Genomic DNA, 26182 nt, shown 5'->3' with positions numbered 1-26182 from the left:
AGTGTTAGCAACCCTGCCCAGGACGGAAGGACACTATCAGGACTGAACGCCAGTTTGGCGATTAAGGGGGTTAAATCTGCAAGCGGATGACAGTGCCCCAGCTGCTGCTCAGTCACACCACGTCCTGATAAAATCTCCTGCCCGGTAATGTGATGACCGAAAAAAGCCCGTGCACTGGTGTCGGCAGACCGGCACGCAGGAATATGACGTTAATCTGTATCAGCAGGTACATCTCGCATTAGGGAGCAAGTGATAGCAACCCCGCCCAGAACTGAAGGCCAGCATGAGGACAGAACCCCAGTTTGGCGATTAAGGGGGTTAAATCCGGCAGCGTGAGTAAGTGCCCGTGCTGTGTTAAAGAAATATTCCCTAAGGACAATCTTCCGCTCGGCCTTTTGTATAAAGTTGTCACCCCGGGAGCGGGGATCACTTTACCTGCTTAGCCTAAATCTTACGTCAATCGCTATCCGGAATTTTAGCTTAATGGTCCTGAGCAAGTTAAAAGGGCTACCCATAATGACGTCCCCAGATGGTGATAAAGGAGTTAATTCCGCCTTCGGCTTACAGTGCCGCAGCTGCTGCTCAGCAACACCACGCCCTGATTAAATCTCCCGCCTGTCCTTGTGATGACCAAAAATAGTCCGTGCACTGGCGTCGTAAGACCGGCATACAGGAATGAGGCGTTAATCTTTATTAGGTGGCAGGATTCGCATCATGGGAGCAAGGGCCCTAGAACTGTAGACTAACATTAGAAAATCACAGTTTGGCGATAAAGGGGGTTAAATAAGTTAAAAGTCTTCGGTGAGCAAATTGGATAAATTTTCAGAAACCAAACCGTTAATAATAAACTTTTAGAAGAATGATTAAAGGATATTAAGTTTTGTATGCAAAATGACACCAGTGATCTGTTTTCACTAATAATGCCGCGCTACTTTGATTACCTTTGGTAAACAAAAATGTAATTTACGTGATTTTCATCTTATAATGTCAGTATTGAAGTTATAAATTTTGTTTACTTAATGCGTACACAACCTAACTGCGATTTGTATTTATGTCACTGTTTTTACACCACATTAATTATAAAACCAAAATTTGCAGCACAGTGATGAACTCATTAAGTCACAACCTCATTTGTTTACTTAAGGCATACAATAAAAAACCAGATTCTTATGAGACATCTGGTTTAATTATTTTTGCTTGAAGATATTTACTCTACGCGGCCAAACCCGCTGCTACTTCTTGAGCATAGAGAATTTCTATTGCCTCGCCATAGCTACAATTCTCGCGGCTTTGAATTTCCCATAATTTACTCCTGTCAGCACTATCCGTAGTAAAACAAAGCTCCATTTTCCGGTCTACGTATAACCGACAGATCTCTTGGAAGTTTTCGAACCTGACTAACATCTCTGAAAACACCTTTTTGACTGTACGAATATTTTTCATACGTTCATATTCTGCATCTGAAGTAGAAAAATATTTATTAGCCTTCATTGCTTCAATGCTTTCTTTTTCTTGTTTCATGATTATCTTCCAAGGCGAGTTAGCAGTCAGGGCCCGGCCAACAGAAGAAGTAAAATAATCTTCAAACGACTGTGTGATACAGATGCCAGCGCAGTTTGTTTTCCTGAACCTACGCCATGCCGCTTCGAGGAAGGAAGAGAAGAATTGGTTTGATTGATTTCCGGCACCTGATGAATTATCAGGACGAATGTACTCCCATGCTTCATCAAGGATGAACAAGCGACGACGCCCATCTTTTTTGATGAACATTGCATGCTGAGCAGCCTGAATGATAGACATTAATACAACTGTCTGAAGGTGGGGGGTGCCTTTTAGCTCCTCCAGTTCCAAAACAATAAATCTGCTGTCGAAGTTGATTGGAGGCAACGTATCGGTAAACCGGTGCCCATAAATTCCACCTTCGCACCATGCTCCGAGTTGCTCCCCAATATCCTTTATACGTTTGTCTTCATGCTTCTTGCAACGCAGAGCAAAGCCGGTTATTGAACCGGTCCGACCTGATTTTCTGGATTCTTGGTACTCTTCTGCAATAAGCTGAAGCATCACTGATTGTTGATAATCATCGATAAGGCCTTTCTCTGAAGCCATAATTTTTAGCTGATTCAAAACCATTATGGTCTGAGCAACTTTGTCTTTTTCTGCATCGTTTGAAGTTGATTCACCGGTAAATTCAGGTGCTTCGTTAAATACATCGTCGTTAACAGTGATGTCAGTTAGGAAGGCAAAGGGATTTAGGGTGAAGTCAGGGGTTTTACCGAAATCAATAAATTGACTGTTTGTATATTGTTCCGCAATCCCCTGGTAAGAACGGCCCACGTCCACAACAAATACTTGAGCACCGTCAGGATCATCATCTGGGTATTCGTTTTCTAAAAAATGCTTAAATGTTGAGCGATAATGAACGAGGTTATTAGATCGCGGTCCAGCTCCAAGATAGTTATTGATTAGATATGCTGTCCAGAATGACTTCCCTGCACCTGACGTTGCACCAATAACCATGTTATAGCTTGCAGAAGTCTTGAAAATATCAAGTCCCATGAGTTGACCTTCACGAGAAACTAAACTCAGTACTGGTCTATCTGTATTACCTTTCCAGGGCCCAAAGATCGGTGTCATATGAGCCGCTCCGGTGTTGCTCACTACTTCGGAACGGTCAAGGTCGAAAATTGTCTTTGGGTCATTGCACATTGGCAGACATGACATAAATGACGGGAAAACGATAAAGGAATCATCTGCTACTTTGACCCGGCTTTCGAGGTAAAAGGATTTGAGATCGTTAGCTGCTGTCTGCACAGAATTGGCATTACTACCCATAACAGTGAAAGTAAGATACCCTCTTAAAAGCTTTGCGCCATCCTCAAGCTCGCGAGTTACGGCCATGTAGTCATTATCCATATCCCGCAGGCGAGGGCAGAATGTGACAACTGAAGGTATACTTGCCTGTTTATTAGTGATTGCTTTGTAGCGGACGTTTTCTTTTGACAACTTGAGCGGATCGGCAAACTGAACAGTCTGAGTGATCATAAATGGGCTGAAAATTGTCTTACGTCCATGCATCCAGTTAACTACTAACTCATACATACAACCGAAATTGACGTATTCAGGAAACTTTACAACGGAAAGTTGTTTGAAGTAACGATGCTCAGATTCGTCGTCACTTTGTGTGACTGATGAGAAATGATTTTCTGTGACTGTATACTTACGGCCGGGAACGTTAACTTGTTCATTAAGCCTTTTCATAGTGTTAACGTCTATGAAACCTTCAGCCCACCGGGAGTTCTTTCCGGGGTTTACGACCTTATCTATACAATAGAGCCAGTTTTCTGCATCGACCTTAAACGGATGCAATCCAATCGTAATTAACTTACTTACAAGTTCAGAGTAAAGTGAATCGATACGCGAATGTTCCAGCTCGGTAGGAAGGGCAGACTGTAAAGGAATCGATAGCGAGATCCATACCTGAAAATCCCTCAACATAAGGTTATCATGATCAGGTTTTAAAGGCTTATGCATACTTCTGTCGTAGTAGTCCAACTGATAACCATTAAGCAGATCTGCTTTAAGCTTATCGTTCCCAGTCATACGCCCACCTCGCACAGCTGACCAAGCACTAAGCTGTAAAGTCAGGTCTGGCAATGCAGTCAGAGATATTTGACAGACAGTATCTGTAGGGAAATCCATTTTGAACATTTCAGCAAGAACATCTTGCTGATTATCAAAAACTCCAGGGGATGGATTACAGATAAACATAAACCCTAATCTGTTGCCATCAATCAAAAAATAGTGAGTCCCTGCTAATTGATCGTAAACAGGGATAAACCCACCTAATTGATGGCGATTTAAACCGCTATTGTAATTATTGATAGCTTCCATATTTGACCTTACAGTTGTCTAACAATGCCGTTCGAAGAGACAGCTTTAGTTGCTTTTTGTTGCTGCTGCATATTTTCCCGGGCCGCATCCTGTACTTCTAAAGGAACTATGCGAGCTGGGTTTGAGGTCGAATTCTTGCCAGCAATCCATGTTTGCGGTTTTACGTTGACATAAACGTAGCCGGGAAGATTAAGCGCATCGTTATCATCGGTATAAGGTGCAAAAGTAATTCTCATTACTTTCCCCTGTTGCAGAACAGCAAGTGGTTCAGGAGCCACTACAGCTTGTTTATAACCTTGCGAACGGTATTGCTGGATCTGCCCAGGGTTGAGAGTCGGGTTAACGGGCTGGCCATTGTAAAGAGAGTACATATCCTTACCAGGGCTGATATCAGAATTAGGTGCAACGTAGCGTGGGGCATTTCCAGCAGAAACCGGATAGCTTGTTTGTTTAACGACTTCCGCAGCCGGATGAACGAAAGGGTTACCAGTTGAAGAGGCAGTGCTATAACTGCTAGTCATCCTTACGTTTGAATTAACCGGTACACCAGAAATAGGCCGTGGTCCAATGGATGAAGTAGGGGCACCCATTTTTAAAGTTTTATCGTACATGACAGGTAACTGACCAACTGGCTTAATTTCGGTTTTTGAATAAGCCACAGGCTGATTTTTAAGGGTAGTAGACTGTGGATATTTGACTTCCCCTGGAGGGCTAATTTCAGTTGGATAACGGCTGTCATTGACAGCCGATTTCTCCTTTCCCGATTCCGACTCTTCCCCCGCCAGTGCAGACAGATCATCTCGATTATTAGTTAACTCCATAACTTCGCGAGGACCTTTACAGATAACGCCCTTTTCAATGCCTGGACATTCGGATTCGGAACTACCGATGGAGCACCCCGTAAGATATGAGGATGTACCTACAACCAGAGCACTGAGTACCAATCTTTTGATGTTCATAAACTAGCCTTAATTTGTCTCAAATGGATTTTTTAAGAGAGGTTCAACGCTTTGGTTCAACCAGTAGTCGAAATCTTTTGGAATGCCATTACCAGCCAAACCATCCTGTCTGACAACTGAAGGTACACCCTGCAATTTATAAATTCCTGCGAGCATCAATGACGCTACCAAAGGTTCCGCCGGACATTCTTCTGCTTCTTTTTGAGAGAGCAATCTTTTTTCAATGTCGGATTTGCTTCCCATTAGCCAACGAAGAATATCGAGGTTGTTTATTTTTCCTTTTTCTTTACTACACCAGAGCCTTCTAAGCTCTTCTTTTGGCTCACCGGGTGAGGGAACTAAAACAATATCTATCCGATACTTGTCCCGATCTGCATAGAATTTCTTAACAAGTTCCATGCAACCGTCACAATCAAGTGTTATGAAAATGGCTGCTTGTCTTTTAAGCTTTGAATTTCCCAGAGGAATGGACGCTACAGTTTCCAGAGGGAAGGGGGCCTCATCAAGACTAATAAAATAGGAATTCCTGATTTCTTCTACAGTCAGAACAGGTTTACGTTTAATTACATCAACAAGGCTTCCCCCAGTAAGGGAGTATCGGCCATCGGTCGTTACTGCCATTAGCTGCGAACGTTCGTCCTGAAAGAGGTATAGCCCACCAGAAGGAATGTATATGGCATCCTTAGGTTTATATCCTTTCATTTTTGATAACACACCCGAGATCTGACTGGGTGAAACGCCACCTTCCTTTGCCTTTGCCATTAACGCAGCAGCATCACTATTAGTTAGGACCTGCTCTGAAGCATAAGTGACCGTATTCGCCATAATGGCGAAAGCCGCCATTAAAGGGAAAAGTAACTTTTTCACTATTGGGTGCCCTCTACTTCTTTGCATTATAAGAACTTGATTGTACCGCTTCAGAGCTATCTTCAAGTTCCATATAAGTGACGATTTCAACACTATCCGGTACAGTAACGGCAAGCGTTGCATCAATAATTAAATAGCCACGGTCACGGTAGATCTTCATTAATGTTCTGAAATATTCTTCGAATTGAGATCTATCATTGTCAGCAGTACGGCCTCCGTGATGCTTGAAAAATTCCTTACGTAATTCAGGCATGTCAAGCACTGCAATCTTGTACGAAGGCTGGGATTGTTTATTGAAGTAATCGTAAACATTCATAAAGCCTTTATAACCATAAATAATGACCAATACGGCAAAGGCGAAGAAAAATAAATACTTCAATATTTTTTCAATATCAATTTCGAAGGTAATTTTTTTTGTTGTCCTTTCTCGCACCATTTTTTTAGTGATTTCAGGTCCAGCTGATTCAGGCGATTCTTTTTTTTCTAAACTATCCATTTAAACCTCAGCGACTGGTCAGATTCGTTGGAATTGTAGTTCCGGTCTGAACGACAAATGTAATAGCTCGGCCAGGGCTAATTTCTACGATTGGCCACTGTTGTTCTGCAATTGCGGTGTAGTAATCGACGAGTCGATTAAGACCACCTTGAGCTGCACCAGCCCCGGCTAATGCCCCAAGTGCACCAAAATTAGGGGACTGATACTGAGCCTGTGAATTAGGGTCGATGTTAAGTGAAGATACCTTACTGGGACTTAAGCTACCGGCAAGTGAAGAAAGTCCACCGGCAAATGCAGCTCCTGCAATTGCGTTACCATTTCGGCTGATAAGCGTGCCTCGGATCCCATTTTTTCCGTCATTTTCACTTACAGCATATGCTTCCAGTTTTACGTCAAAAGCTTTCCCTTTTGAATTAACACAAGAGATAGAAGTGGCACGTATGTAAGCACGCTGTGACGCCAGATCACCAACAGCTGAACCCAGAAGGTTACAGTCACGCAAATCCATGGTGAAATTATTGGGCATGATGACATCTTTTTTAATACGCATCGTTACTGGCATTGGTTCTGATTTGGAAGAAAGGCTTGTAGGCGCTTCAAGCCCGGTAATCAGAACACCAGTGATAATAGATGTTGCCGGAAGAAACATTTCATCTTTTCGGGCAGCATGCCGCGCTTTGCTATCAACTGGCGCAGTACCATCACCTCGTACAGTCCGAGTTGGCGCTTTATCTCCTGCAATGACCTCTCTGCCTTCCTTGATTCTGTTTTCAGACACGGGCATAACCTGAATGACACCATCGGTACCATTAGTCTTAATGGAACTTTGTGTGATTGTTCTCATTGGGCTATTACGCGTAGGTGTGATAGAAGCGTAATTAGGGTTTACGCCATTAATCGGCGCATTAGCATTAAGCTGATAAGGAGCTGCCGGTGCCTGCTCATTAATCGTTTTACGCGAACTACCAGCATCCAAGTTACGATTGCCGTTTCGATTTGTCTGCATATCATTAATTTGCTGAGACAGCTGCTGAAGTTGAGAAGTTAAACTTGCAACTTGGGCTTTAGTTTCCTGTTGGGCTTTTTCTGCTTTTTCGCGGTCCTCTTTCGCCGCATTTTGGTCAAGTCGGTTTTGCTTAACCATTTCTTTATATACTTTCTGGCTTTCTTCATTACTCAATTTGTTCATTTGCGAATCATCTAACAACAAATTGGTCTGCATGTCTTTTTTCTGTGTTTTCTTTTCTTTCTTAACTGGTGTGGAAAAAATAGACTGGCTAATAATATAAACAATCACTACCAGCAGAGCGCCAATAACAGAAAGTCTGACGGTCTTATTTTCCCAGGCCTTTTTAATGTCCATGATTAGCTCCACTTGTAGGTTTCTGGAATCGTTTAATTTTTAGATTTCGTTCGCTGTCAGACATCTGAGGAACGATATAGGGTTCACCTGCTCTGGCCCAGTTTTCACGAACAGATGGATGATTCATTTCAGCTTTATCTATCTGGCTCGTTCTAGATATTTCATGTTTGTAATTAGGTTCCAAAACGTTACTTTTGTGATAGTCAAAAGCATTCTCCTCATTAATATTGCCCTCTCCTACAAATTTATCAATAAGAGTTGGATCGTTCATTATTACTGTCTGAACGGGAAAAGCGTTACTGCCATCTTCGATACTAATGGGTGCGTCCGGAACGATTAATACACTCCTTTTTGGTATATATTCTGACCTGTAGTAAAAGCTGGTTAAAGCAAATACGACAAAACCAATCACGGTGGCCCCAAGCAGAGCAGGCAAAGTAACTTTTCCCATATTATTTTCTGATTAGACTTGGTCTGGTTGTAACCCGGGCCTCGCGTTCCTTGAACAATTTATCCCGGACTATGTAAAGCTCTGTTTCTTCTCCCGGTTGCAGGTATGCTTTATCAAATAAAGCACTTGCAATAACGCCTTCTGCCATACACTGCTGATCAGCAACGATTTGACCGTATGGTTTATCGTTTTTCACAAGAATTACATCAATAAGTTCACGTGAGCCAACCAGTCTCTGACCGAGCTTTGCATACATATTAAAGTTACATGGTGACTGCTCTGGCGCAGGAATACGAGAAAGTCGGTCCTGTTGTAAACTGAATCCTGAAGGGACCTCACCAAGAGCCACAGGAGTCAATAAATCAATGATTCTTTGTTTATGATCGTCTTGTTTTGGATCCGTTGGAGCCAGTTCTTCTGACTGGGAGCGGGCCAACATTTCCTCATAGTTTTGCTTATCCAATGAGGTTTCACGTTTGGCTTGCATAGATGGGCTTAAAGATGTAGTAACTGAAATCATCGCACCGGGAACATCAAGCGGTACCAGGGTCAGGTTATAGGTCGATTCAGGTACCTGATCTTCAGACAACATAATCCCGATTGGTTTATCGGTATTAGTTGAAATAAAGACATCGCCACCATTAACAAATATGCTTGCCTCTTCAGCAGGGGTAGAAGTACTGACAGAAGCATTCTTGAAGCTGGTCGATATTCTGTTTTGAAGTCCTCGTGAAACTGGCAGTACCACATTCCCACCAGGCGGCACATTTACACGCTGAACTTCTTTATATCGGTTACGAGCTTCGACATAAAGTTCATCGGCTTTTGACGTGGCGGTCGCATTGGTTGCATTCTGCTGGGAAGAGGTACCTGTTGGTCTCCCATAGCTATCAATTGCACCAGATCGGGTCTGTGCGTCAAATCCGGGGAGACTAGGATTATTTGATAATGCTCCAGTAATAGCGCTTACCGCAGGCGAAGCATTGCTGGCTGGGGAAAGTTGCACGGTAGGGAGATCAGTTGTAGGTTTTTGTCCCTGCGCATTACCGGCTTCACTAAGGTTTGTTTGTGCACCTGACTGTTCAGAACCAGCTTGACCCGGAATAATGGCTTTTGCAGCTCCATTCTGAAATCCGTCAGCACCAACTGGCATTACAACCGGGTTATTAATTGTTGCTGGCAATTGGTATTCTTCAGCGATTACGCAGTTCGAAGTCGTGAGCATGATCAATGCTGTAATTGCGTTGAAGCCTAAGCCCTTTTTTTTAATCATCACTTGTTACCTGTAGACGGTGGCGGATTATCCAGCGTTGCCAGTTGCTCTTTGCCGTTTATCGTAATTTTTTTAATATTCGGTGTTCCGGAATATTGATTTACATATGCAATTCTTGGGCGACCATTTTTCATCCCGAGAACCCATTCATAAGTCCATTTCGATGATTCAGTTTTGTCCGGAACATTTACAAGTCGAGTCGTTTTGGTACCCCAGACATAGACCATGTCATTTTTTGGATCAAAGTAAATATCATTAGGCTTAAAGGTCTGCTCAACACCACGAGCCTGCATGATATTTATCTGCTCCTGTAAAGACTCACTCGTTTTAGCCTGTAGTTCAGGTGAAAGGGCATCGAGGACATAGGCCGTCACAAAGGAAATATTAGTTGGATTAATATTCCCTAAAAGGGTACTAAAAAAGAGAGCCCATTGTGTTTTATAAGATTCCGATGCTTTGTTACCAACAACCGTGATCTCTTCATTCATGTTTGGAGGGGTAACAATCGTCACTGGGTCAGTGAAAAAAAGAATCTTTGCAACCAATAACCCAATGACGGCTATTGAAACAGTATTAATGCGGATAAGTTTTGTATCACGATTAATCAGGGCGCTGTATGTAATTCCAGCACCTGACGCTTCAGCTTGTGGGCTAAATCGTTTTTTAATGTCCAAAAAACGTCCCTTAGCACTTTCATCTTTCTTTACGTATGACTGTTCAAGATCACCGTTTTCATCCTTTTTAGATTTTTTGAAAAAAGGGATGTTAATGCCACTTAGCATTTTCATTCATAGCTCCATCAAGAATACAAATCTCTGATAAATGGATCGTTGAAATAACGGCTACTAAAAACTGCTTTACCTGGCAAAAAACCGAGCCACCAGAGTTTGTGTTTTAGCAATCCTCTTATTCCTGACTCAGCTGCTTTGTTATACGCAATCCAATACACAACCGCTGCTACAACAGAAAACCCGAAGCATTCGAAGATATTCCCAAATGCAACCAGAATGAATGCAAGCCCTAATTTTTTGGCATCCCAAAACAAAATCAGTAGAGGCATGTTGATCCTGAAAGGGAATCTATAGGTATGCTGAGGAACGTCGTTCTGCTTACTCATTAAAAATCCAGAGAGGGGGATGAACCCCCTCATGCATGATTAACAATAAATTACAGCGGTACGCCAGCATCCATAAAGGTGCTGATAATTTTCTCGCCGTTGGCCATTACCAGCATCATGAATAATGAAACCAGTGCCAGGCCCGGGTTAGGCTTAAGGACAGAGAAATATACGCTTGAGATCAACATCGCGGCTGCCAGAATTTTGCCCGGAGCTCCAGTCATACTTTCACTCATGTATGACCAAATATCTCCCAGTGCCCCATCATCTGAACCCGCATATGCCAGACCGCAAAAAAGCACGGTCAGCAGAACAAACAAAATCACTTTTGCGCTTTTTGTTTTAAAAAGTGCAGCCGTGTTAGATTTCTTTTCACTAAGGCCAATATTTAAAGAAAGTTCCATAATTACTCCGTGTAGATTTGAGTTCACGTAAACGCGAATGAATAATACTTTTTTATTCCGATCCTTCCGTTCGCATAAACCCCCTTTTTTTAACGTTTAGCGATTGGTGAATTTTTAAGCAAAGGGCCTAAAGCATAATCTTTGAAAGGTACCAGTGAACGCTTAGTAAAAGTTTGAAAGAGGGGAGGGGGTAAGATTACGTTAAGCTCAATCCTGAAGCTGATGAGACTCCTCAAGCATAAAAGTCACTTTTGATGGTTTGAAAAGCTCTAACTAGATATCGGGCAGGTAACTAAGCTTCATATCTAATCTTTTTTGTTCCCTTATTATCTATCTCTTGATTCTGAGAAGGCCGCATATCACTGTGCTCCCTGGTTCGGCAACTATCAGTTGGAGAAACTACATACAATCCTCGGGCCGGTGCGTCATTCATCTAAATGCCTTTTACACCTCTGGGCGTGAGTGGGACTTTGTCTTGTCCATACGAACATCATTCATTCGAATGCTTTTGGCCAATGCTATTTAAGCAAATGCTTTCTGGCTGAGTCCTTTTGCGAATGAGTCTTTGATATAACTGCATGAATTTTGGGTTGTTTGGTGTACTAACAAAACAAAGGCATTTCTTTGAATGCCATTGGAGTTGTGATGCTTCTGATATTTTTTTGATCTCATATCAAGCACATAGTCCTTCTGATGCCCAATGTCATAGATGTCTTGGACCATTCTCGCTCTTAACAAAGCTGAACTGTGTGTCATTCGACCTAATGCCATTCACCAAAATGCCTTTTTATACCACTGCATAGCTATGCTCGGGATACAGTGGCAAACAAAAGCATTTCAATGAATGAATTTTTGGGATACCGACATCAAAAGCATTTGTATGAATGTAAGAGGCGTAATCCACAAAAGGCATTCACGTGAATAGAGTGCGCACGAAACCATCTTGCTCAACGGCATTTAATGAATGGGCTAGCATGTACGCTTGAGTCAGAAAGGCATACAGATGAATAGTCAGGAGTTCGTTTGAAAAGTTACTTTTTTGCACATTAAGCCGAGATGTAAGACCAGTAGTAAAAGAAGCACTAAGCATAGCACTGATAAATAACTTATTTTTCAGCAGGTTATAACCAGTGCATACCAGATAGCTTTCAACCTTGTTTGGCAAGGGCCAGCTTAGGGCTTCTTTTGAAGATCTGAAATTGTATGTCGCGACCTTTCTTAACTTCTTGATAATCGAGATATCCGATAGATTCAAGTTCCCGCATTGCTTTACGAATTATCTGGTTTTGCGTACGAATAGGGGTTGTAAGAAGCAACCTTTCCCTCAACCGTTTCATATTAACGAACAACGTACCAGCTGGCATTGCTTCAAAATAAATATAGAGAGATTGCGCAGCTTCTTTTTTAGCCAAAATGTATAGAACCTGAAGGCTTAACAATGTCTTATGGTCGTAACGATACAGTTCCCACATAGAAGGATCCCCAACCAGCTCAACAGTATCGCTTTTTGGATCAATCATAGCCTTCTGCACCAGATGCGTTACTGTGAACCGACCACTACGAGAGTCTGAGAAGGCAAGCACTACCGATGCAAGGTTCATTAATGACTCTTTAAAGCGCGCACGAGTTCGTTTGTTGATGTTTGTTGAACTGATACCACACATCTTCGCAAACTCGTTAAAAGTCAGGCTAATCTTCTCGGAAGTAAAACCATATTTACTGAAAGCCATGATGATCCCGAGCCAGCACTTAAAGTCGGTAGACATAGATAGTTTGACACCAGTTATCTTGATGTCGTCATAACCCTCCGATCTTGCAATTTCCATACACGAAAGCTCATCAGAGGCATCAACTTCAAAGTTTCGGTCGCGGTTTTCTTTTGTGCCGACAGGGGTAAATACACTCAATCTCAGCAGGGCCACGGGCTGAACCGACTTGGACGAGTTAGGCGTCAGTTGATAAGTCTTACCTGATTCATTACTGGTTACGTCAAAAGGATGGATTAACTCGTTGTTTTTAATCATTAACTTAACTCGTCGGTGATAAGATTTTCATTTGGCAAACTGTTTATAACATATTCTTGCAAATGCTTTTTACGCATTTACCTAAATGCCATAAGCATTCCAGTAAATGCCTTCCTTATTCATTCAAATGCTTTTCGCATGCATCCGAATGCCGGATCCTTTCATAAAGTTACTATAATCAATGAGTTAAAGATGCCGTGATCTTTACTTGAACTCTATTGATCTTTAGTGATCTAAAGAATTGATCTAACCTGTTGAAAACAATGATAAGTCCATATAAAACAAGGAATAGCGCTCCTTTATCAATATCTACAGATCGCAAACGGAAATGAAAGTGGGTTTACTATCATTGTTTTATTCAAGACAGTTTTTATTTTAATTTTATTAAGCAAATTTTTTGAGTTTACCTTTTAGATGTATCAGCCCTATTTGGCAAATTTGAGGTTCATGTATCATGTAGTAAACAGGAGGAAGATATGAACAACAGCAAACATACAGTCATTGAAGTGGATACTAATCTAGTTGAAATTGAAAAGGGATTTAATCCCCGAGAGGCGGTAATCGGAGATTTGTGTTACGAACAAGAACCTGTCAAATCGATGATTGTGTCAATCAAACAAGCCTTTAAGGAAGGAAGGCAGGTTGATATGATCAAGGTCGTAAAAAGAAAAGGTAAATATTTAGTTCGTCAAGGTCATACTCGTTTTCATGGCTTAAAATTAGCAATTTCTGAAGGTGCTAATATTCCAAAATTATCTGTTATCTTAATCGATTATAAAAACGAAATTGAAGAATACCTTGAGAACCTCGATGGTAACAGAAGCAATGGGCTAAATCCGGTTGGGCAAGCTCATGCATTAGCTCATGCTGTTAGTCTCGGGTATTCGGTTGAAGAACTAGCAATGCGATATCAACGATCAACTACCGCAATTCGTAATATGCTAAAAATCCTTGATATGCCATTAGAGCTTCAACGTTTGATTAGCCTAAATCTAATCAAAAAAACGCTCGCCATTGAAATAATGTTAAAATATTCCAACGATCACAAAATGGTTTTAAAACATATAGAAGGTTTCTTACCTGGCGTTAAGAATATTGAGACTACAACGAGCAAAATTGTAGGCATACCTGAACACAATGCAGCTGGAGCAGGACCAGACACCTTAAATAAAGGCGGACCAGAAAAGAAAAATTCGGCAGTCACACGTAAGACTTTGGGTATTAAGCGCCTCTCGCATAAGAAAACAGAACGGCTAAAATCTGAATTTCTTGAGCTTGTGGAAAGTACACATACGGAATCTATAACGAATACTCAAACAGAACTAAAATTTGGTAGAGATAGTGCACACTTGTTCAAAAATGTTGATAGTAAAAATGTAATATTTTCTGATGATGGTGTTCAAATAATCTTGAATGATGAAAAGCTAAATATTTTATTGTCTTTACTTAACGACGAAAATACAGCAATCATTCTTTCTAAACCAAAATTAGAAGAGCTTCTGGAAATTCGAGATCTCCTTAAGGAATAAAAACCCGAGGATTAGTTGAGTGATTAAACCTATAAAGCTGACTCTTATCGATAATTATAATGATTTGCTTCTAACTCATGAAGTCCTTAAACGCAACATGGAAGAGTTAGAACACGGTAAACGTTTTGACCAATTTCCTGAAGGGCATGACCACTATGAAAAAACTGTGAAAGAAGCTGTAGCAATCGTAGAGGCACGTTTGGAGGTGTTTCGAAAATGAAATCTCTTTTCTTTACTCTTGATGGTCATATGGTACCAGCCTCAGTGAATGTATCCCTTAACGGAGATGGAAATTATTATGCACCTATCGAAAGAGAATGTAACGAATGTGCGGGCACAGGCCACAAAGGGGCTGATGTATGTGAAAAGTGTCATGGGGTGCAAACAGTTGGACCCATTATTGAAAAATTAGTGGTACTAGAGCCAATTACCTTTCTCGATAACATTCCGGAACTGCGTGTTAACCCAACACTCGAAGCATGGAAATCCAGAAACCACGTACTTATTGAGAAAGCAAAAAAGGCTAACACTAAGTTTTCTAATAGTATATTGGCGCAACTAGACAATAACCGTTTTTTGACAGAACGCCAGCTGGATTGTTTCTTTACAACCTTTGATGTGATGTTGTCTGAAACTCCGGAAAATGAACAAGAAATTTTAAAACATAGCTACAATATCGGCCAGGTCATAAGCATTGAACTAACATTTACTGAAGTCAGGGCCGCGTACGCAAAAAGTAAAGGGAGTTATTTTTTTACATTTACTGGTAAAGTTAGAAATGACGGGATCGCTTTAACGGCCGATAAACAGGATCACATTTTATTGGGTGAACGTTATCATTTGACTGGAAAAGTCAGAAAATTCTATGATTTTGATTCGAAAAATTATGCTGCAATAACAGTTTTTAAGTTAAGTAAACTCCAAGACAGTTAAATGTTTTACTGCTTAAATATAGAGCCAAGACTTAAACTGTCGTTAGGACTCACTCACGTAATATTGTTGCTTACGCAATGGGTTTTATCCCTCATAAAGATCTGCGAGTATAAATCTTTTACATTTAAATTCCCCTCTATCACAACCTTTTCAATAGTAAAAAAATGATAATCTTATTAATTATAATTTTTAATTTTTTGTATACCAATACCATACAGTTAAGGCTAAAAGGTGATGATGGAGATGGACTTTAAAATGCACAATGATCTGGGTCTCGGTTTCATTTGTAAAAATGCAAGAACATCGTCAAAGCCAACGTTAAGAAAAGTTACTTTTCCGGTAAGCGCATATGAAACGTCTAAGCTTTCTTTAACCGGTTTTCAATGCCCCACAGCCTGCCGATTTCCTTTTTTTGTGCTATGCATGATAATCCATAACCATCTTTCGTCTGCATGCCCTATCAACCAAAATGAATGTTCAAATCATATATCGCAATTTTCTATCGACATTAAAGTACAAGATTGGCTTAGCCGTTCAAGAGTAGCGTTTATTGATTTCCATAATCTAAGAAATACAGATAAAACCACATTAATAACAGTGGAACATCTTGAAGCTTTACTTACTGTTATGTCAACTACTCTTGTCGCTTACGCTCCATATTCAAAAAAGAGACTTAACTTTAGCTTTCTAAATTCATTTACTTTGTCTAAAACTTCTCAAAGTTACACATTAACTTTCCCGGTAGTTCTCAGTCCGCTTTTAGATGCTCTTGGCGGTTTCATTCAGGAATGCATAACCGAAAAATTGTTAAAACGACGAAATTCGAATTTCATGGTTTACGAGTATCTTAAACGTTCAGGCCAGAGCTCTCATAAAGTGGAGGACATTAATAACGACTTACAGCTTAAAACTCTAAATATAAGACTTATGAGCGTCCTTACTGGGCTTTCTCAGCAAGGACTCATTTCATTTATTTGCGAAGGAAAGAGGGGCGACCGGAGAATAGAAGAGCTTCAGTTTATACCTTATGTTCAACGAACTCACCCTGAGGTATTAACTTTTCAGGAATGGATTAGCCCCGTTGATTAGAATTAACTCTATTTCAGCACGGCCAGTATTTCTGTTTCCGTTTTCCGTGTATTTGGCTTACTTCCTACGGATCGGTAAGCGCTGAGTCTGTGTATGACGAATCCACGCTCTTCATAGAGGCCCAAAGTGAATGGTGTCAGGCTATTTGATATCGCAACAGCAGCGCCTTTTCTGTGAGCGTCAACGAGCATATTTGCTAACAGCACGTGGTCGCTTTGGCTGAACGGTTTACCATCGTAACTGACAAAACTAGTTTTGCTTGTTTTGTCATATGGCGGATCACAATAAATCTGATCTCCTTCGCCGGTTGCGGCCAGAGTCTCCTCAAAACCAGCGGTGATCAGTTCAATACCTGAAAGACGAAATGAAAGGTAGTCTATTTTATTGAAGTCAAGCTTCAGTTCTGTATGTTTCCCCCAGGGCACTGAATAGATTCTTTCTGAGTTATAGCGGCACATACCGTTATAGCCCAGGCGATTCAGGGAGTAAAACAAAGCCGCTCTTTGAAGCGGTTGACCAGAAATACAGGTTTTGTTGAAACGGTCCCTCATCTCATAGTAGTCCTTTTCGACAAAGGTTTTATCCGCTAGGTTTTGGACCTGATTTATAAAGTTAGTTTTCTGTCTTTGAATAGTCCTGTATAGGTTGATCAAGTCTGGATTGCTATCTGCAAGCAATGCATTTTGTGCAAACATGTTCAGAAAAACGGCACCACCGCCTATAAAGGGTTCTACCCACCGGCAACTATGATCGTGTGGGTAGTGATGGCTGATGAAAGGCATCAGTTTCGTTTTTCCACCAGCCCATTTGATTATCGGCATGTGTCTGAGATGTCGAGTCAAAGTGTCTATACCTGAGAGAGAAATTTAGGTGCTGGTATCGTACCTAACCACGGGCTTTAACTAATAACTTAGGGAGCAAAAAAAAGTTGTTTAAGACGCACAGTTTTGACTTTCAGCATTGCGGATTTATAAGATTTTTCCTCACTGATACCTGAACTTTATGTTTTGGATTTATGTCTTTGTTTATGAAGCGATTTTGATGCCATCACAAGAAATGGGGAGCCCTCTTTTTTTGTGAAAAATCAGAATAGGCTCAAAAAGTACCTTTTTTGCGAAAAATTATGGATTTTTTTTTCGGTAGTATCCCCGCTACGCAGAAAGTAAGCAGAAAAATGTAACGGAGCCCCTATGAGTGTTTTACTGACAGAACCTACACAGCAAGCTAATGACAAGGTCTTTAAAACGGCCCATGTTGCCTTTTCAGTAGTTACTGGCACAGGTCGTTACGTCACTGGGCTTAAACAGTTCCGTGATGCAAACCCTGAACTTTGTACTGAAGTAAGTGACCAGAAAGCATGGGCTATCCACCCTTCAGTAATTCAGGTCACGCCAGGCTTCAACTCCCGCGAAATGGGAATGGGTGACGATTACTATAAGCTCCCTGAGGTTGAAGAACACATCTACAACATCAAGAATGCCTACATTCGAGGTGACTATGTAGACCCTATCCGAGTACGTGTCATTGATGGGGTACCTTTTGTTCGCCAGGGGCACTGCCGTTTAAAAGCCGCAATGATGGCATGTGATGAAGATCATGACATCACAATCCTTTGCGTTGAGATTAAAGAAGATGAAATTGGCTGTGAGCTCGCGACCATTGATGGTAACCGTGGTCTTGCGCTTTCTCCTGTTGCGCTTGGCGAGTCCTATCGTCGCCTACATTCTCTTGCTGGCTGGTCACTCGAACGAATTGCTCAACGTGAAAATAAAAGCCCGACGACCATCAGTTCTCTTATCCGCCTGACAACCTGTTCTGTTGTTATCAAGAAATGGATTCATGCTGACGCTATTTCGTATGTTAACGTGCTTTCACTGATCGATGAGCTCGGTGAAACAGAAGCAATTTCACGTATCAAGAAGATGATCGCGGAACTTGAGCAGGCCGATGCGAATGGCATCACGGTGAAAAAAACCCAACATGGTCAGGTACGAGTCAGACCTTCAGACTTCAAGCCAGCACGGATTCCGCCGGTTATTGCCACAAAAGCCGTAGAAGGCGTCAAACTCATCACCACCAGCTTATTACAGAAACTGGGGGATATTGAATTGCCGGAGATGACAGATTCAAGTGCTGACGAAGAAATCAACATTACGTTGAACCGCAGTACTCTGGAGATGCTGAGAAATCTTTCAAAAGAGATCACAGAATCAGAGAACAAGCAGCTTCGCCGTGCGGAGAATCGTCAGGCAAAACTTAATGGTGAGAAGCCAAAATACCCACGTAAAAAAAATGCTAAGAAGGCAGGGGAAGAGACCGATCAGGATACTGACCCACAGCCGGACGCAGAATAATTTACTTTTGGCAAAGTGTTGGTTTTGTCAGAGTCATTAAGGATTCAGGCTTTTTGCCCGCCTTTTTTAAACCTCCATGTATCGTTCTTGCCCCGTTTATGCGGGGCTTTTTTTTTGCTTCTTTCTATGAGTTGACATCTTTAAGTTTTATTCAGAGACATAAAAAACTTTTTCGTGTCACTGAACCTATTAGGTTACAGAGCGACGTTGCTATCCTGGTAAAAGTTTTTTCTAAAGGACCGGTAAAATGTCATCTCTTGATTCTGAAGCTAAACCCGATAATGCAGGTCACAGCGTACTGGCTTTAACAACCTCTCATAGCCTGGTGGTTAGCTCTTCTGAAACATTTCTTCCAGATATGCGCAAAGAACTCGGCATTATCGCGGATCTTGTTGAGTCCTATAATGATGAACTCTGCTTGTTGAAACACATGGCTGTCCAGTTCAAAACCCACAATCACCAGAAACTTTATTCTTATCTCTCAGGCTACAACCACAGTATCTCTGAAGCGGATGCCTTGTTCGCGGAAAACGCTCTGAGATCTGAATACTGGAAACGCGTTATGGCACTCACTGATGTTTTGCCTATCATGTCGGATGCCAAACGTAACGAATGGGATAAGCAGTTTACGGCCGACCGCTATATTATGCCGCCTCAGGTGATCCCTGATTTCACAGCTGACGCTGTAGTAGGCACAGTCGTTGCTTTGCTTAATGACCGCAATCAATTTATTAAAGAAAGGGTTTACGACGTCTTCCAGTCTCTGAGCCGCAGTCATAAGACAAACAAAGCTTTTGGGTTCTCCACCCGCATGATCACTACCGGAGTTTGCGAGCCGTCTAAATACCCCTGGCAGAAATTAAGGGTGGATTTTAAAGAGTCTGGCATTTCACCACTGAGCGAGCTCCGCGTTATATGCGCATTCTTCCGTGGCGAACAGGTGAAGGCGATCCATAACACCAAATCATTGGTTGAGGCGTTGGTCGAACATGAGGGGTTCAGAAAATGGATCTGCATCGATGGCAACAGTATTCGTTTCAGGGTTTACAAAAATGGATCAATGCATATTGACGTCCACCCTGATATCGCCGAGCGGCTTAACAATATTTTATCAGCTATCGTACCGCTGGCATTACCTGCCGACCGCATGGCTCATAGCAAGAAATCTTTGGAGGCATTCCCTGTACTTAAGCAGTGCATCGACTTTGATACCCGGATGCAGCTTTCTGAACTAATGTTTAAAAATGACGGGGACAATAAATGGAGTTGCTGGACATCTTTAGGGTCTCTCGCCGAACGCAAATCTTCGAGTGTTGCCGCTGACACCCTTCGGTTCTTAGGGGCAACAGTAACAAAATACGATGTGACATTTTCCTATGATCCGTGTGAGGTTATTCGTTACATCGGCCAGATAGGGGAGATGCCTGATATTGTATCGCATCAGTTTTACCCTTCATCTTGCCGAATCAGCGAATATGTATATTCCCTGCTCGGTGCAGGGGAAGGGGATACCCTCCTGGAGCCTAATATTGGCCATGCGGATTTGCTTAAATCATTCCCTGCCGGTGTGATCGTTACTGGCATCGAGCTTGATACTTTGAATTGCCTTATCTCCCGGGCTAAGGGATACGATACGACAGAAGCTGACTTCCTCACATGGTCTAAGTCTAATCAACAGAAGAAGTTTGATTATGTCGTGATGAACCCACCTTTTGCCGATAACCGGGCCAGGCTGCATCTCCAGGCAGCTGCATCTCATCTCGCAGCCGGGGGATCTCTAGCAGCCGTTCTTCCATTATCTCTTCAGGGGCTCGATAACCTTCTGGGGGAAGAATTCCGGACGGAATGGATGGACGTTTTTGAGAACGAGTTTGAAAACACGACCGTTTCGGTTCGCATCCTGTACGCCGAACGTATTCAACAAGAGGAAGTCCTATGAGCAACCAACCCACCAGCCTGCCAGAAGAAGATATTGAGTTTGTTATGGATACCTTTCAGAGGAGCATGGGTAAATCCAAACCTGTCAGGGATACTCAAATAGAGGGCGAGAAACCGCAAAGTAAAGAGTCCGCAAACTCAACTGAAAACCCCGGTTATGAAGAATTCTTTTAATTACGCTCATGATATCCTGGTGCAGTTATTTAGAATGATATTTGAGGGATGGGGGACATTGTGATTAAAAGGCGTAACATTCGACGATCAGTTTATGGATTGCTTATTGTTCTTATCGCCGGAAATGTGTGGTTAGGCCTTAGAGCTGATAAAATTCATAAAGTGCGTTATCAGGATTTCTGGTCACCGGCAACTGTGATTAAAGTAACTGTAATGCCTTCAACGAATGAAATCCAGCTCAGTGGTAAAATCCCTAAATCGGTAAGAGTTTCAAACAATTATGTTGAGTACTCGTTACCGGGCACACTCTCGGACAAGACCATTTACCGAAGCGTGTTAGAAGATGAGATGCTCACTTTGCTTAATGCTGGAGGTCAACTTGAAGTTAAATACACTCTGGACAAGCAGACAAATCGAACTAAGGTATGCACTAAGTGCTTACGGGTGATTAAAGATATTAACCATCAATATTCAGCCACTGAGGTAAAGCATGGGCAGTCCTAAATTTGAAATTGCTGAGCAAATTAAAATGTGGATCGTTGTTTATCTAGTTTGCTTTTTAGCACTTTACTGTGTGTTAAGCGCTCTACATGCGCTTTATGATCCGCTAAATTTACCTGCCCTGACGTGGCCTATCAGCTGGTTCGTGGTGCCTGAAATGACAAGTTTTGGCAGTGCATTATTAGCTTTTGTCCTAACGCCAGGCCTTTGCTCTATAATTGCTGTTTTATTCGGTAAGTCTACCTTTAAAAAAGCTAAAACAAAAATATAGAGTTAATTAGATTGGTGGCTCAGGTTTATAAAACCTCTCACTAGAGAGGTTTATTTATTATTTTTGACTGAGATTAACAGCGTTTTCCATAAATGTATCAATAACAACCGTAAGAGACTGGCTGGTACCATGGCTATACTCAGGCCAAGGTAAAAAAGGATATGAAGAATACGCCATCAACATGATACTGGTTGGGCAACGCCAGTCCGTTGGAACACCTTTACTGTAATGGACAATCATAGCCGGGCGACTACAATCAATATCTCCAGCGTTTTTATCGAGTACGAAAGTAGCCAGAACGCCGGTGTCCTTCTGGGATACGAAAACAAGGCTGTCAGTAAAAATAAAGGCCATTAAGGAAGAGGCCAGGAAAGCGCCAGTAAATAAGGACTTCTTCTCTTTCCAAACGCGTCGAGCATATAACCCCATTAGCGCTACCGCTGAAACCATTCCGGACCACTGAGCACCCAAAGAAAAATCTGTTACTGTTTTAGATGTCATACTTTCATTAATAGTAATCATTGCGACAATGAATGGTGATGCAATTCCAAGTGTTGCTAGGACTATCAGCGATATTTCAGACCGGTTTTCTTTAGCGGATCCTTTACTTATTGCAGACATTGCTCTGAACATAACGAATGTACTGTTGAGCATCAGAAAACAGCATAAGAGCATGTATAACATTGGGTTTCCTCAACCTAGAAGTGATGGTTACCCTGTTATTTTACATAAATTTGACTCAACAGATGCTTTTAAAATCTCGCTTCCTTGAATTTAAAAACATATCAGCACAATTGGCAAACATAAAGGAGCAGCGTCTATCAAAAGTTACTTTTATGATTGGTTGAATACTCATTTTGAAGGCTAAAATCCAAAAAAGTGGGTACAAAAAGTTACTTTTGCGTCATCCAGATGCACTGCCGCCATTTTGCATTCTGTACGTTGGTTGCTTTCTCACTTGATGTCTCTTTTAACAGGCAAATTATCACTTTATCCGACCGGACCTTGTAGGCTGAATCCGTAGAATAAGGCTATAACCTATTCCCGGAGCATCATATGCGTAAAACTCTAATTGGCTGCATGGTTGCAACTGCCCTTGCTACTGTATCTTCGGCACATGCTCAGGTATTTAGCTACTCATTTACAGATACCAATAAGGCTGTTCGGAATATTAAGCCTGCAACACAAACATATCTTAATCCCGCTGGTGTTTTGACTCTGAACTTGATATCGGGTCTTGATCGGTACGAGCGAGTGACGGTCACACGAGACAGCGATAAAAAGGTTATGTATTCCTCCGTCTCGACCAAAACGAGCGTTGCAGATCGTATCGTTGCTGCCGATGGAACAGAATACTATGGAAAGGATATGGTTCTACCGGCGCTCGGAGAAGGGACCTTTACTGTAGTCAATGAAACTCTGGATATTCGCCAGACTGTAGTGAGCACATCTACTTATCATTTCATCGTTGATACAACTCCTCCACGCTATAAGAGTATTTATCCGAGTCAAAACGCAGGTTACGACATGGTACTTTCTGGGCCACTTTGGGAGTTGGGCCGAGGCGGTAGTGGCCAGTTTTCTATATTTGCAGACGGTATTGAGGATGCTAGTGGAATTGCCAAGATCCGTCTTGTCATTAAACGAAGTAATGGTTCTGTGGTCTCCGACAATAACCTGAGTTATGACACAGCCAATAAACGTGCGTTCTATCCGTGGATTAAAGATATGAACACCCAGGCTGGCATGCCCTCAAGTGATCTTGATGAAGAATTCACCTTCAATTTCATCGTTACGGACCTGGCAGGAAATACGCTTAACATTCCTCCCCAGCGGTTTTTATATGACGATCAAATGGGAGAATTTACGCCATTTGCAGTTCATGACTCACGTGTAAGCACCAGTGTTGTACCCGGCATTTCTTCGGGATACGTCCCGTTTAAACGAGGCCTTACAGTGCTGGAAAACCCCTACAAGTTGGTTATACGTATCCCAAGAACTAACTGGAAGCCATATCGAAATGGTGGCATGAGCATTACCAATAACTATGGCGGAGTACAGGTCCTTTCCGAAGATGCCACCTATGTCTACGTGGAAGTTAAGCTGCCACAGGGTGCCTTAGATGGAAACTACTATAGACCTGTGAATACATATCAATGGTCTGGAGGAGATCTTGGTCAGTATGCCAGCTGGCTCAACTGGGATCCTGCCTCTGTAAAGAGTCCGGCTTGGGGAAGTTCACCCATAGAACGACAAAAGGCTGATGGAACATGGTTCAACAGCGTAAACTGGAACCTGTTCAAGGCATCTGATATGCCTATAAAACTTACTAATATCCGGTTCAATGTACAGGCTAGGCCATATGATCAAAAAATCACTGGCGGAGCAACATGCAGTATTCCAGCTGGCTCAACAACCTGTACCGTCTCTTTGCCCCAGGATATTATAAATGGCACTACCGGCTATCTTCATAGTGGCTATGAAGTAAGGTCAACCACCGAAGCAACCTTCTTTGCCCCTATATGGGAGAATATAGCCTGGCATACACTGGGTCCCTCCGTCACTGGATTTGATTACATTGAAACCACCAACATTCTCCAGGTTTACGTGAATCAACCTGGAGATGGTTCATATTTCGACCATGTTTATGTAAATCGAGTTTGGTTGTCAGATAAAAACCGTAACAACGCAGAAATAAGCGTAACCGGCAAACAAACAGGTAGAAATATGGCGTCTGGGAACTACACGTATGAGTTCAACATGAAAGAGGTACCAGAAGGCAGTTATAACGTGGTAATTAATGCCCAAGATACATTCAACAATACCGGTAACCTCCCTTATCAAACTGTTGTCGTTGATAATACAGCACCATCTGTAAGTATTAGCTACGAAGGAAAACCGATCAGCAAAAACGTAACAGTATATGGGCTGGAGAACGTCCGTATACAGCTCACCGATGCTCTAACTAAACCATCCTTAAGCCGTATGACTCTTCGCGGTGGCCCTGTTTCTGATGCGGTGGAATTGTCTTGGGTGAATCTGGGAAACAACCTGTATGCACCTAATTATCCCAAGATCTTTCCGTCTCTTAATGAAGGCGAAACATACACTCTCACAGTTCAGGCCAAAGATGAGATGAACAACGTTAAAGAAAGCTCAGTCGAATTTAACTACCTTCCAAACAATCTCGTCAGGCTAGAGAATCTGAAAACCTTAGCTGTCAATGCTTCTCTCAAAACATCTGACAATACTCCTCTGGCTGTTCTGTATGCCAGCCAGCTGCGTAAAAAGGATGGTTCAATCGCTACAGGGCTTCAGGACGCAGTGCTTACTGTCCGTAAGGACGCTGCATTCGGCGTGACTGTAAATGGTGTTTCTGCGATGCCAGGTGAAAGCAAAGAGCTTCAACTGGATTTGGGGCTCGGGGACAGCCGTAGCTTTCCTATTTTCCCTGCTGTATCCGGCCTTACAGGCAGATCTGAGTTCATGATTAACATTGAAGAATTAAAATAAAGCAGGGCTGTTTTGCTGAAGCACAACGGCCGTCTTCTGATGCGCCGTAGCCCATGTTGTTGCAAATCAGTCCGACGTTCATTGCGTAAGTAACGCTTACTGCGGACCATGGTAGTGATTAGACTCACTACCATGGTCATTTCACCACATATCTTCTCTGCATTGCTCTTGTTGGGCAGACTAGTAACTCGTCACTAAATTGCAGCTTTTGTCTTGCTAAGTCGCTGGTATAACTGCACTACGAAATCGTCAAAAGATTTTATCCCTCATGTAGATCCAATAAATGATCCCAAAGGTGCCAGAGAGTACAAAGAAGATCCCGGTACGCTGTAGGCCGCATGGTTACTGGGCTGGAGCATTGTCACTGACAACAGTAGCGACATAAGTGACAACGGGAGTGACTTAAAAGACAATGGTAGAGACTATTTCGACGTTGGTAATGATTTTAAGTGACAATGGTAGTGAGGTTAGACTTAAACTTCCACTGTAAGGTAAGGTGACTCGCATTATTTAAATAAATTATTACTTTCAATTACTTGCGACACGAGTCTGCATGTATGCTTCTATTTCTCAAAAATTTATCCACCGAAAATGCCTGTGGCTGTGATTTAGCTTTGACGACAGTTTTTATCAGGGAGGCAAGTTGAGACCTGTATAAGAACTAAGCATTTATTTATCCCCATTTTCCACAAGGTAGTTCCAATAATTAGTACCTTAGTGTTCCTGATAGATCAAAAGAGATCCCCGCTGCCTCCAGGCCAGACGGCACAAGGCCTGAGACGTGATCAGTGACAACAGTAGTGATTATTTTGACATTGGTAGTGATTATTATAACGTTGGTAATGAGTTTTTTGACATCAGTAGTGATCAGAGCGACAATAGTAGTGACTTTTCATTAGATCTTTTTAACTTGATCTGATCCGTTGTTGATAAGAGTTGCAGGTCATTGTATGCAAAGAGTTTTTGCCAAGTTTTAATGAGTGGAGTCGTTTTTTTAGGTAGAACTTATGCACAGATATGGATCATCACAAT

Annotated in this window: 23 protein-coding genes; 10 read left to right on the top strand and 13 right to left on the bottom strand. The window is 42.0% G+C overall.

Annotation, left to right across the window (positions count from 1 at the left end; genetic code table 11):
• Positions 1-1212: 1212 nt before the first annotated feature.
• The 11 genes from OGY08_RS15930 to OGY08_RS15880 form a co-directional block, all read right to left on the bottom strand.
• Positions 1213-3894, bottom strand: coding sequence for a TraC family protein (locus tag OGY08_RS15930; RefSeq protein WP_000387412.1), 2682 nt, complete (start codon positions 3892-3894; stop codon positions 1213-1215).
• 8 nt (positions 3895-3902) lie between these two features.
• The gene (trhV, locus tag OGY08_RS15925; protein ID WP_001022588.1) at positions 3903-4853 is read right to left on the bottom strand and encodes an IncHI-type conjugal transfer lipoprotein TrhV; all 951 of its coding nucleotides are present in this window, start codon (positions 4851-4853) and stop codon (positions 3903-3905) included.
• A gap of 9 nt (positions 4854-4862) precedes the next feature.
• The gene (gene htdT / locus OGY08_RS15920; protein ID WP_182911723.1) at positions 4863-5615 is read right to left on the bottom strand and encodes a protein-disulfide isomerase HtdT; all 753 of its coding nucleotides are present in this window, start codon (positions 5613-5615) and stop codon (positions 4863-4865) included.
• A gap of 118 nt (positions 5616-5733) precedes the next feature.
• The gene (locus OGY08_RS15915) at positions 5734-6216 is read right to left on the bottom strand and encodes a hypothetical protein (protein ID WP_000377632.1); all 483 of its coding nucleotides are present in this window, start codon (positions 6214-6216) and stop codon (positions 5734-5736) included.
• Positions 6217-6223: 7 nt separating this feature from the next.
• Complete coding sequence (gene trhB, locus OGY08_RS15910; protein ID WP_000351841.1) at positions 6224-7579, bottom strand: IncHI-type conjugal transfer protein TrhB; 1356 nt, start codon at positions 7577-7579, stop codon at positions 6224-6226.
• Entirely contained in the window at positions 7569-8030 is a 462-nt protein-coding gene (gene htdO / locus OGY08_RS15905) for a plasmid transfer protein HtdO (protein WP_000521242.1), read from the bottom strand. The genes trhB and htdO overlap by 11 nt, the downstream gene beginning before the upstream one ends.
• 1 nt (position 8031) lies before the next feature.
• Positions 8032-9303 carry a TraK domain-containing protein gene (locus tag OGY08_RS15900; RefSeq protein ID WP_000592092.1) on the bottom strand — a complete coding sequence of 424 codons (1272 nt, stop codon included), beginning with the start codon at positions 9301-9303 and terminating at the stop codon, positions 8032-8034.
• On the bottom strand, positions 9303-10091 hold the full coding sequence (locus OGY08_RS15895; protein ID WP_000783153.1) for a TraE/TraK family type IV conjugative transfer system protein: 789 nt from the start codon (positions 10089-10091) through the stop codon (positions 9303-9305). The genes OGY08_RS15900 and OGY08_RS15895 overlap by 1 nt, the downstream gene beginning before the upstream one ends.
• Positions 10092-10102: 11 nt before the next feature.
• Positions 10103-10453, bottom strand: a complete 351-nt coding sequence (locus OGY08_RS15890; RefSeq protein ID WP_001447770.1) for a type IV conjugative transfer system protein TraL — start codon at positions 10451-10453, stop codon at positions 10103-10105.
• Between the two features lie 17 nt (positions 10454-10470).
• The gene (locus tag OGY08_RS15885) at positions 10471-10824 is read right to left on the bottom strand and encodes a hypothetical protein (RefSeq protein ID WP_000423602.1); all 354 of its coding nucleotides are present in this window, start codon (positions 10822-10824) and stop codon (positions 10471-10473) included.
• 1148 nt (positions 10825-11972) lie between these two features.
• On the bottom strand, positions 11973-12848 hold the full coding sequence (locus OGY08_RS15880; RefSeq protein WP_000594611.1) for a RepB family plasmid replication initiator protein: 876 nt from the start codon (positions 12846-12848) through the stop codon (positions 11973-11975).
• 476 nt (positions 12849-13324) lie between these two features.
• Here OGY08_RS15880 and OGY08_RS15875 point away from each other — a divergent pair, with 476 nt between their 5' ends.
• The 4 genes from OGY08_RS15875 to OGY08_RS15860 all read left to right on the top strand — a co-directional run bounded on the left by OGY08_RS15875 (position 13325) and on the right by OGY08_RS15860 (position 16399).
• A complete protein-coding gene (locus OGY08_RS15875) occupies positions 13325-14377 on the top strand; it encodes a ParB-like helix-turn-helix domain-containing protein (RefSeq protein WP_001065778.1) in 1053 nt (350 codons plus the stop codon).
• A 19-nt stretch (positions 14378-14396) separates the two neighbouring features.
• A complete protein-coding gene (locus OGY08_RS15870; RefSeq protein WP_000594930.1) occupies positions 14397-14597 on the top strand; it encodes a hypothetical protein in 201 nt (66 codons plus the stop codon).
• Positions 14594-15310: a DnaJ-like cysteine-rich domain-containing protein gene (locus OGY08_RS15865; protein WP_000838219.1), complete on the top strand. Its 717-nt coding sequence runs from the start codon at positions 14594-14596 to the stop codon at positions 15308-15310. The genes OGY08_RS15870 and OGY08_RS15865 overlap by 4 nt, the downstream gene beginning before the upstream one ends.
• Positions 15311-15565: 255 nt before the next feature.
• Positions 15566-16399, top strand: a complete 834-nt coding sequence (locus tag OGY08_RS15860; RefSeq protein ID WP_001805246.1) for a hypothetical protein — start codon at positions 15566-15568, stop codon at positions 16397-16399.
• Between the two features lie 8 nt (positions 16400-16407).
• On the opposite strand, the gene OGY08_RS15855 is transcribed toward OGY08_RS15860, so the two are convergent.
• Complete coding sequence (locus tag OGY08_RS15855) at positions 16408-17220, bottom strand: DNA adenine methylase (RefSeq protein ID WP_001121574.1); 813 nt, start codon at positions 17218-17220, stop codon at positions 16408-16410.
• 369 nt (positions 17221-17589) lie between these two features.
• Here OGY08_RS15855 and OGY08_RS15850 point away from each other — a divergent pair, with 369 nt between their 5' ends.
• From OGY08_RS15850 to OGY08_RS15830, 5 genes are all read left to right on the top strand, one after another.
• Positions 17590-18753, top strand: a complete 1164-nt coding sequence (locus OGY08_RS15850; protein WP_000114860.1) for a ParB-like helix-turn-helix domain-containing protein — start codon at positions 17590-17592, stop codon at positions 18751-18753.
• A 247-nt stretch (positions 18754-19000) separates the two neighbouring features.
• Positions 19001-20692 carry a DUF4942 domain-containing protein gene (locus OGY08_RS15845; RefSeq protein WP_000096325.1) on the top strand — a complete coding sequence of 564 codons (1692 nt, stop codon included), beginning with the start codon at positions 19001-19003 and terminating at the stop codon, positions 20690-20692.
• Positions 20689-20865 carry a hypothetical protein gene (locus OGY08_RS15840; RefSeq protein ID WP_000070862.1) on the top strand — a complete coding sequence of 59 codons (177 nt, stop codon included), beginning with the start codon at positions 20689-20691 and terminating at the stop codon, positions 20863-20865. The genes OGY08_RS15845 and OGY08_RS15840 overlap by 4 nt, the downstream gene beginning before the upstream one ends.
• Positions 20866-20913: 48 nt before the next feature.
• Positions 20914-21369 (top strand): hypothetical protein, encoded by a 456-nt coding sequence (locus OGY08_RS15835; RefSeq protein ID WP_000502495.1) that lies wholly within the window; start codon positions 20914-20916, stop codon positions 21367-21369.
• On the top strand, positions 21356-21637 hold the full coding sequence (locus OGY08_RS15830) for a hypothetical protein (protein WP_000535423.1): 282 nt from the start codon (positions 21356-21358) through the stop codon (positions 21635-21637). The genes OGY08_RS15835 and OGY08_RS15830 overlap by 14 nt, the downstream gene beginning before the upstream one ends.
• 57 nt (positions 21638-21694) lie before the next feature.
• Here the strand turns inward: OGY08_RS15830 and OGY08_RS15825 are convergent, their stop codons facing one another.
• Positions 21695-22321: a hypothetical protein gene (locus OGY08_RS15825; protein ID WP_000966518.1), complete on the bottom strand. Its 627-nt coding sequence runs from the start codon at positions 22319-22321 to the stop codon at positions 21695-21697.
• A 372-nt stretch (positions 22322-22693) separates the two neighbouring features.
• Between OGY08_RS15825 and OGY08_RS15820 the strand changes: the two genes are divergently transcribed.
• Complete coding sequence (locus OGY08_RS15820; RefSeq protein WP_001232713.1) at positions 22694-25150, top strand: Ig-like domain-containing protein; 2457 nt, start codon at positions 22694-22696, stop codon at positions 25148-25150.
• The last annotated feature ends 1032 nt before the right edge of the window (positions 25151-26182 follow it).

Source organism: Citrobacter sp. Cpo069, from assembly GCF_030332785.1.
In the GTDB taxonomy this organism is placed as follows: Bacteria; Pseudomonadota; Gammaproteobacteria; order Enterobacterales; family Enterobacteriaceae; genus Citrobacter; species Citrobacter portucalensis.
The sequence above is the reverse complement of the archived record's forward strand: the minus strand, read 5'-3'. Positions and strand labels throughout refer to the sequence as shown.

Excerpts from the sequence above, each read along its gene's own strand:
- OGY08_RS15930 (WP_000387412.1), bottom strand. The coding sequence starts at position 3,894 with ATGGAAGCTATCAATAATTACAATAGCGGTTTAAATCGCCATCAATTA.
- OGY08_RS15820 (WP_001232713.1), top strand. The coding sequence starts at position 22,694 with ATGCGTAAAACTCTAATTGGCTGCATGGTTGCAACTGCCCTTGCTACT.
- OGY08_RS15885 (WP_000423602.1), bottom strand. The coding sequence starts at position 10,824 with ATGGAACTTTCTTTAAATATTGGCCTTAGTGAAAAGAAATCTAACACG.
- OGY08_RS15845 (WP_000096325.1), top strand. The coding sequence starts at position 19,001 with ATGTCATCTCTTGATTCTGAAGCTAAACCCGATAATGCAGGTCACAGC.
- OGY08_RS15900 (WP_000592092.1), bottom strand. The coding sequence starts at position 9,303 with ATGATTAAAAAAAAGGGCTTAGGCTTCAACGCAATTACAGCATTGATC.
- OGY08_RS15890 (WP_001447770.1), bottom strand. The coding sequence starts at position 10,453 with ATGAGGGGGTTCATCCCCCTCTCTGGATTTTTAATGAGTAAGCAGAAC.
- OGY08_RS15915 (WP_000377632.1), bottom strand. The coding sequence starts at position 6,216 with ATGGATAGTTTAGAAAAAAAAGAATCGCCTGAATCAGCTGGACCTGAA.
- OGY08_RS15835 (WP_000502495.1), top strand. The coding sequence starts at position 20,914 with ATGGGGGACATTGTGATTAAAAGGCGTAACATTCGACGATCAGTTTAT.
- htdT (WP_182911723.1), bottom strand. The coding sequence starts at position 5,615 with ATGGCAAAGGCAAAGGAAGGTGGCGTTTCACCCAGTCAGATCTCGGGT.
- trhB (WP_000351841.1), bottom strand. The coding sequence starts at position 7,579 with ATGGACATTAAAAAGGCCTGGGAAAATAAGACCGTCAGACTTTCTGTT.
- OGY08_RS15865 (WP_000838219.1), top strand. The coding sequence starts at position 14,594 with ATGAAATCTCTTTTCTTTACTCTTGATGGTCATATGGTACCAGCCTCA.
- OGY08_RS15830 (WP_000535423.1), top strand. The coding sequence starts at position 21,356 with ATGGGCAGTCCTAAATTTGAAATTGCTGAGCAAATTAAAATGTGGATC.
- OGY08_RS15880 (WP_000594611.1), bottom strand. The coding sequence starts at position 12,848 with ATGATTAAAAACAACGAGTTAATCCATCCTTTTGACGTAACCAGTAAT.
- OGY08_RS15840 (WP_000070862.1), top strand. The coding sequence starts at position 20,689 with ATGAGCAACCAACCCACCAGCCTGCCAGAAGAAGATATTGAGTTTGTT.
- OGY08_RS15860 (WP_001805246.1), top strand. The coding sequence starts at position 15,566 with ATGCACAATGATCTGGGTCTCGGTTTCATTTGTAAAAATGCAAGAACA.
- trhV (WP_001022588.1), bottom strand. The coding sequence starts at position 4,853 with ATGAACATCAAAAGATTGGTACTCAGTGCTCTGGTTGTAGGTACATCC.
- OGY08_RS15850 (WP_000114860.1), top strand. The coding sequence starts at position 17,590 with ATGAGTGTTTTACTGACAGAACCTACACAGCAAGCTAATGACAAGGTC.
- OGY08_RS15875 (WP_001065778.1), top strand. The coding sequence starts at position 13,325 with ATGAACAACAGCAAACATACAGTCATTGAAGTGGATACTAATCTAGTT.
- htdO (WP_000521242.1), bottom strand. The coding sequence starts at position 8,030 with ATGGGAAAAGTTACTTTGCCTGCTCTGCTTGGGGCCACCGTGATTGGT.
- OGY08_RS15825 (WP_000966518.1), bottom strand. The coding sequence starts at position 22,321 with ATGTTATACATGCTCTTATGCTGTTTTCTGATGCTCAACAGTACATTC.
- OGY08_RS15855 (WP_001121574.1), bottom strand. The coding sequence starts at position 17,220 with ATGCCGATAATCAAATGGGCTGGTGGAAAAACGAAACTGATGCCTTTC.
- OGY08_RS15895 (WP_000783153.1), bottom strand. The coding sequence starts at position 10,091 with ATGAAAATGCTAAGTGGCATTAACATCCCTTTTTTCAAAAAATCTAAA.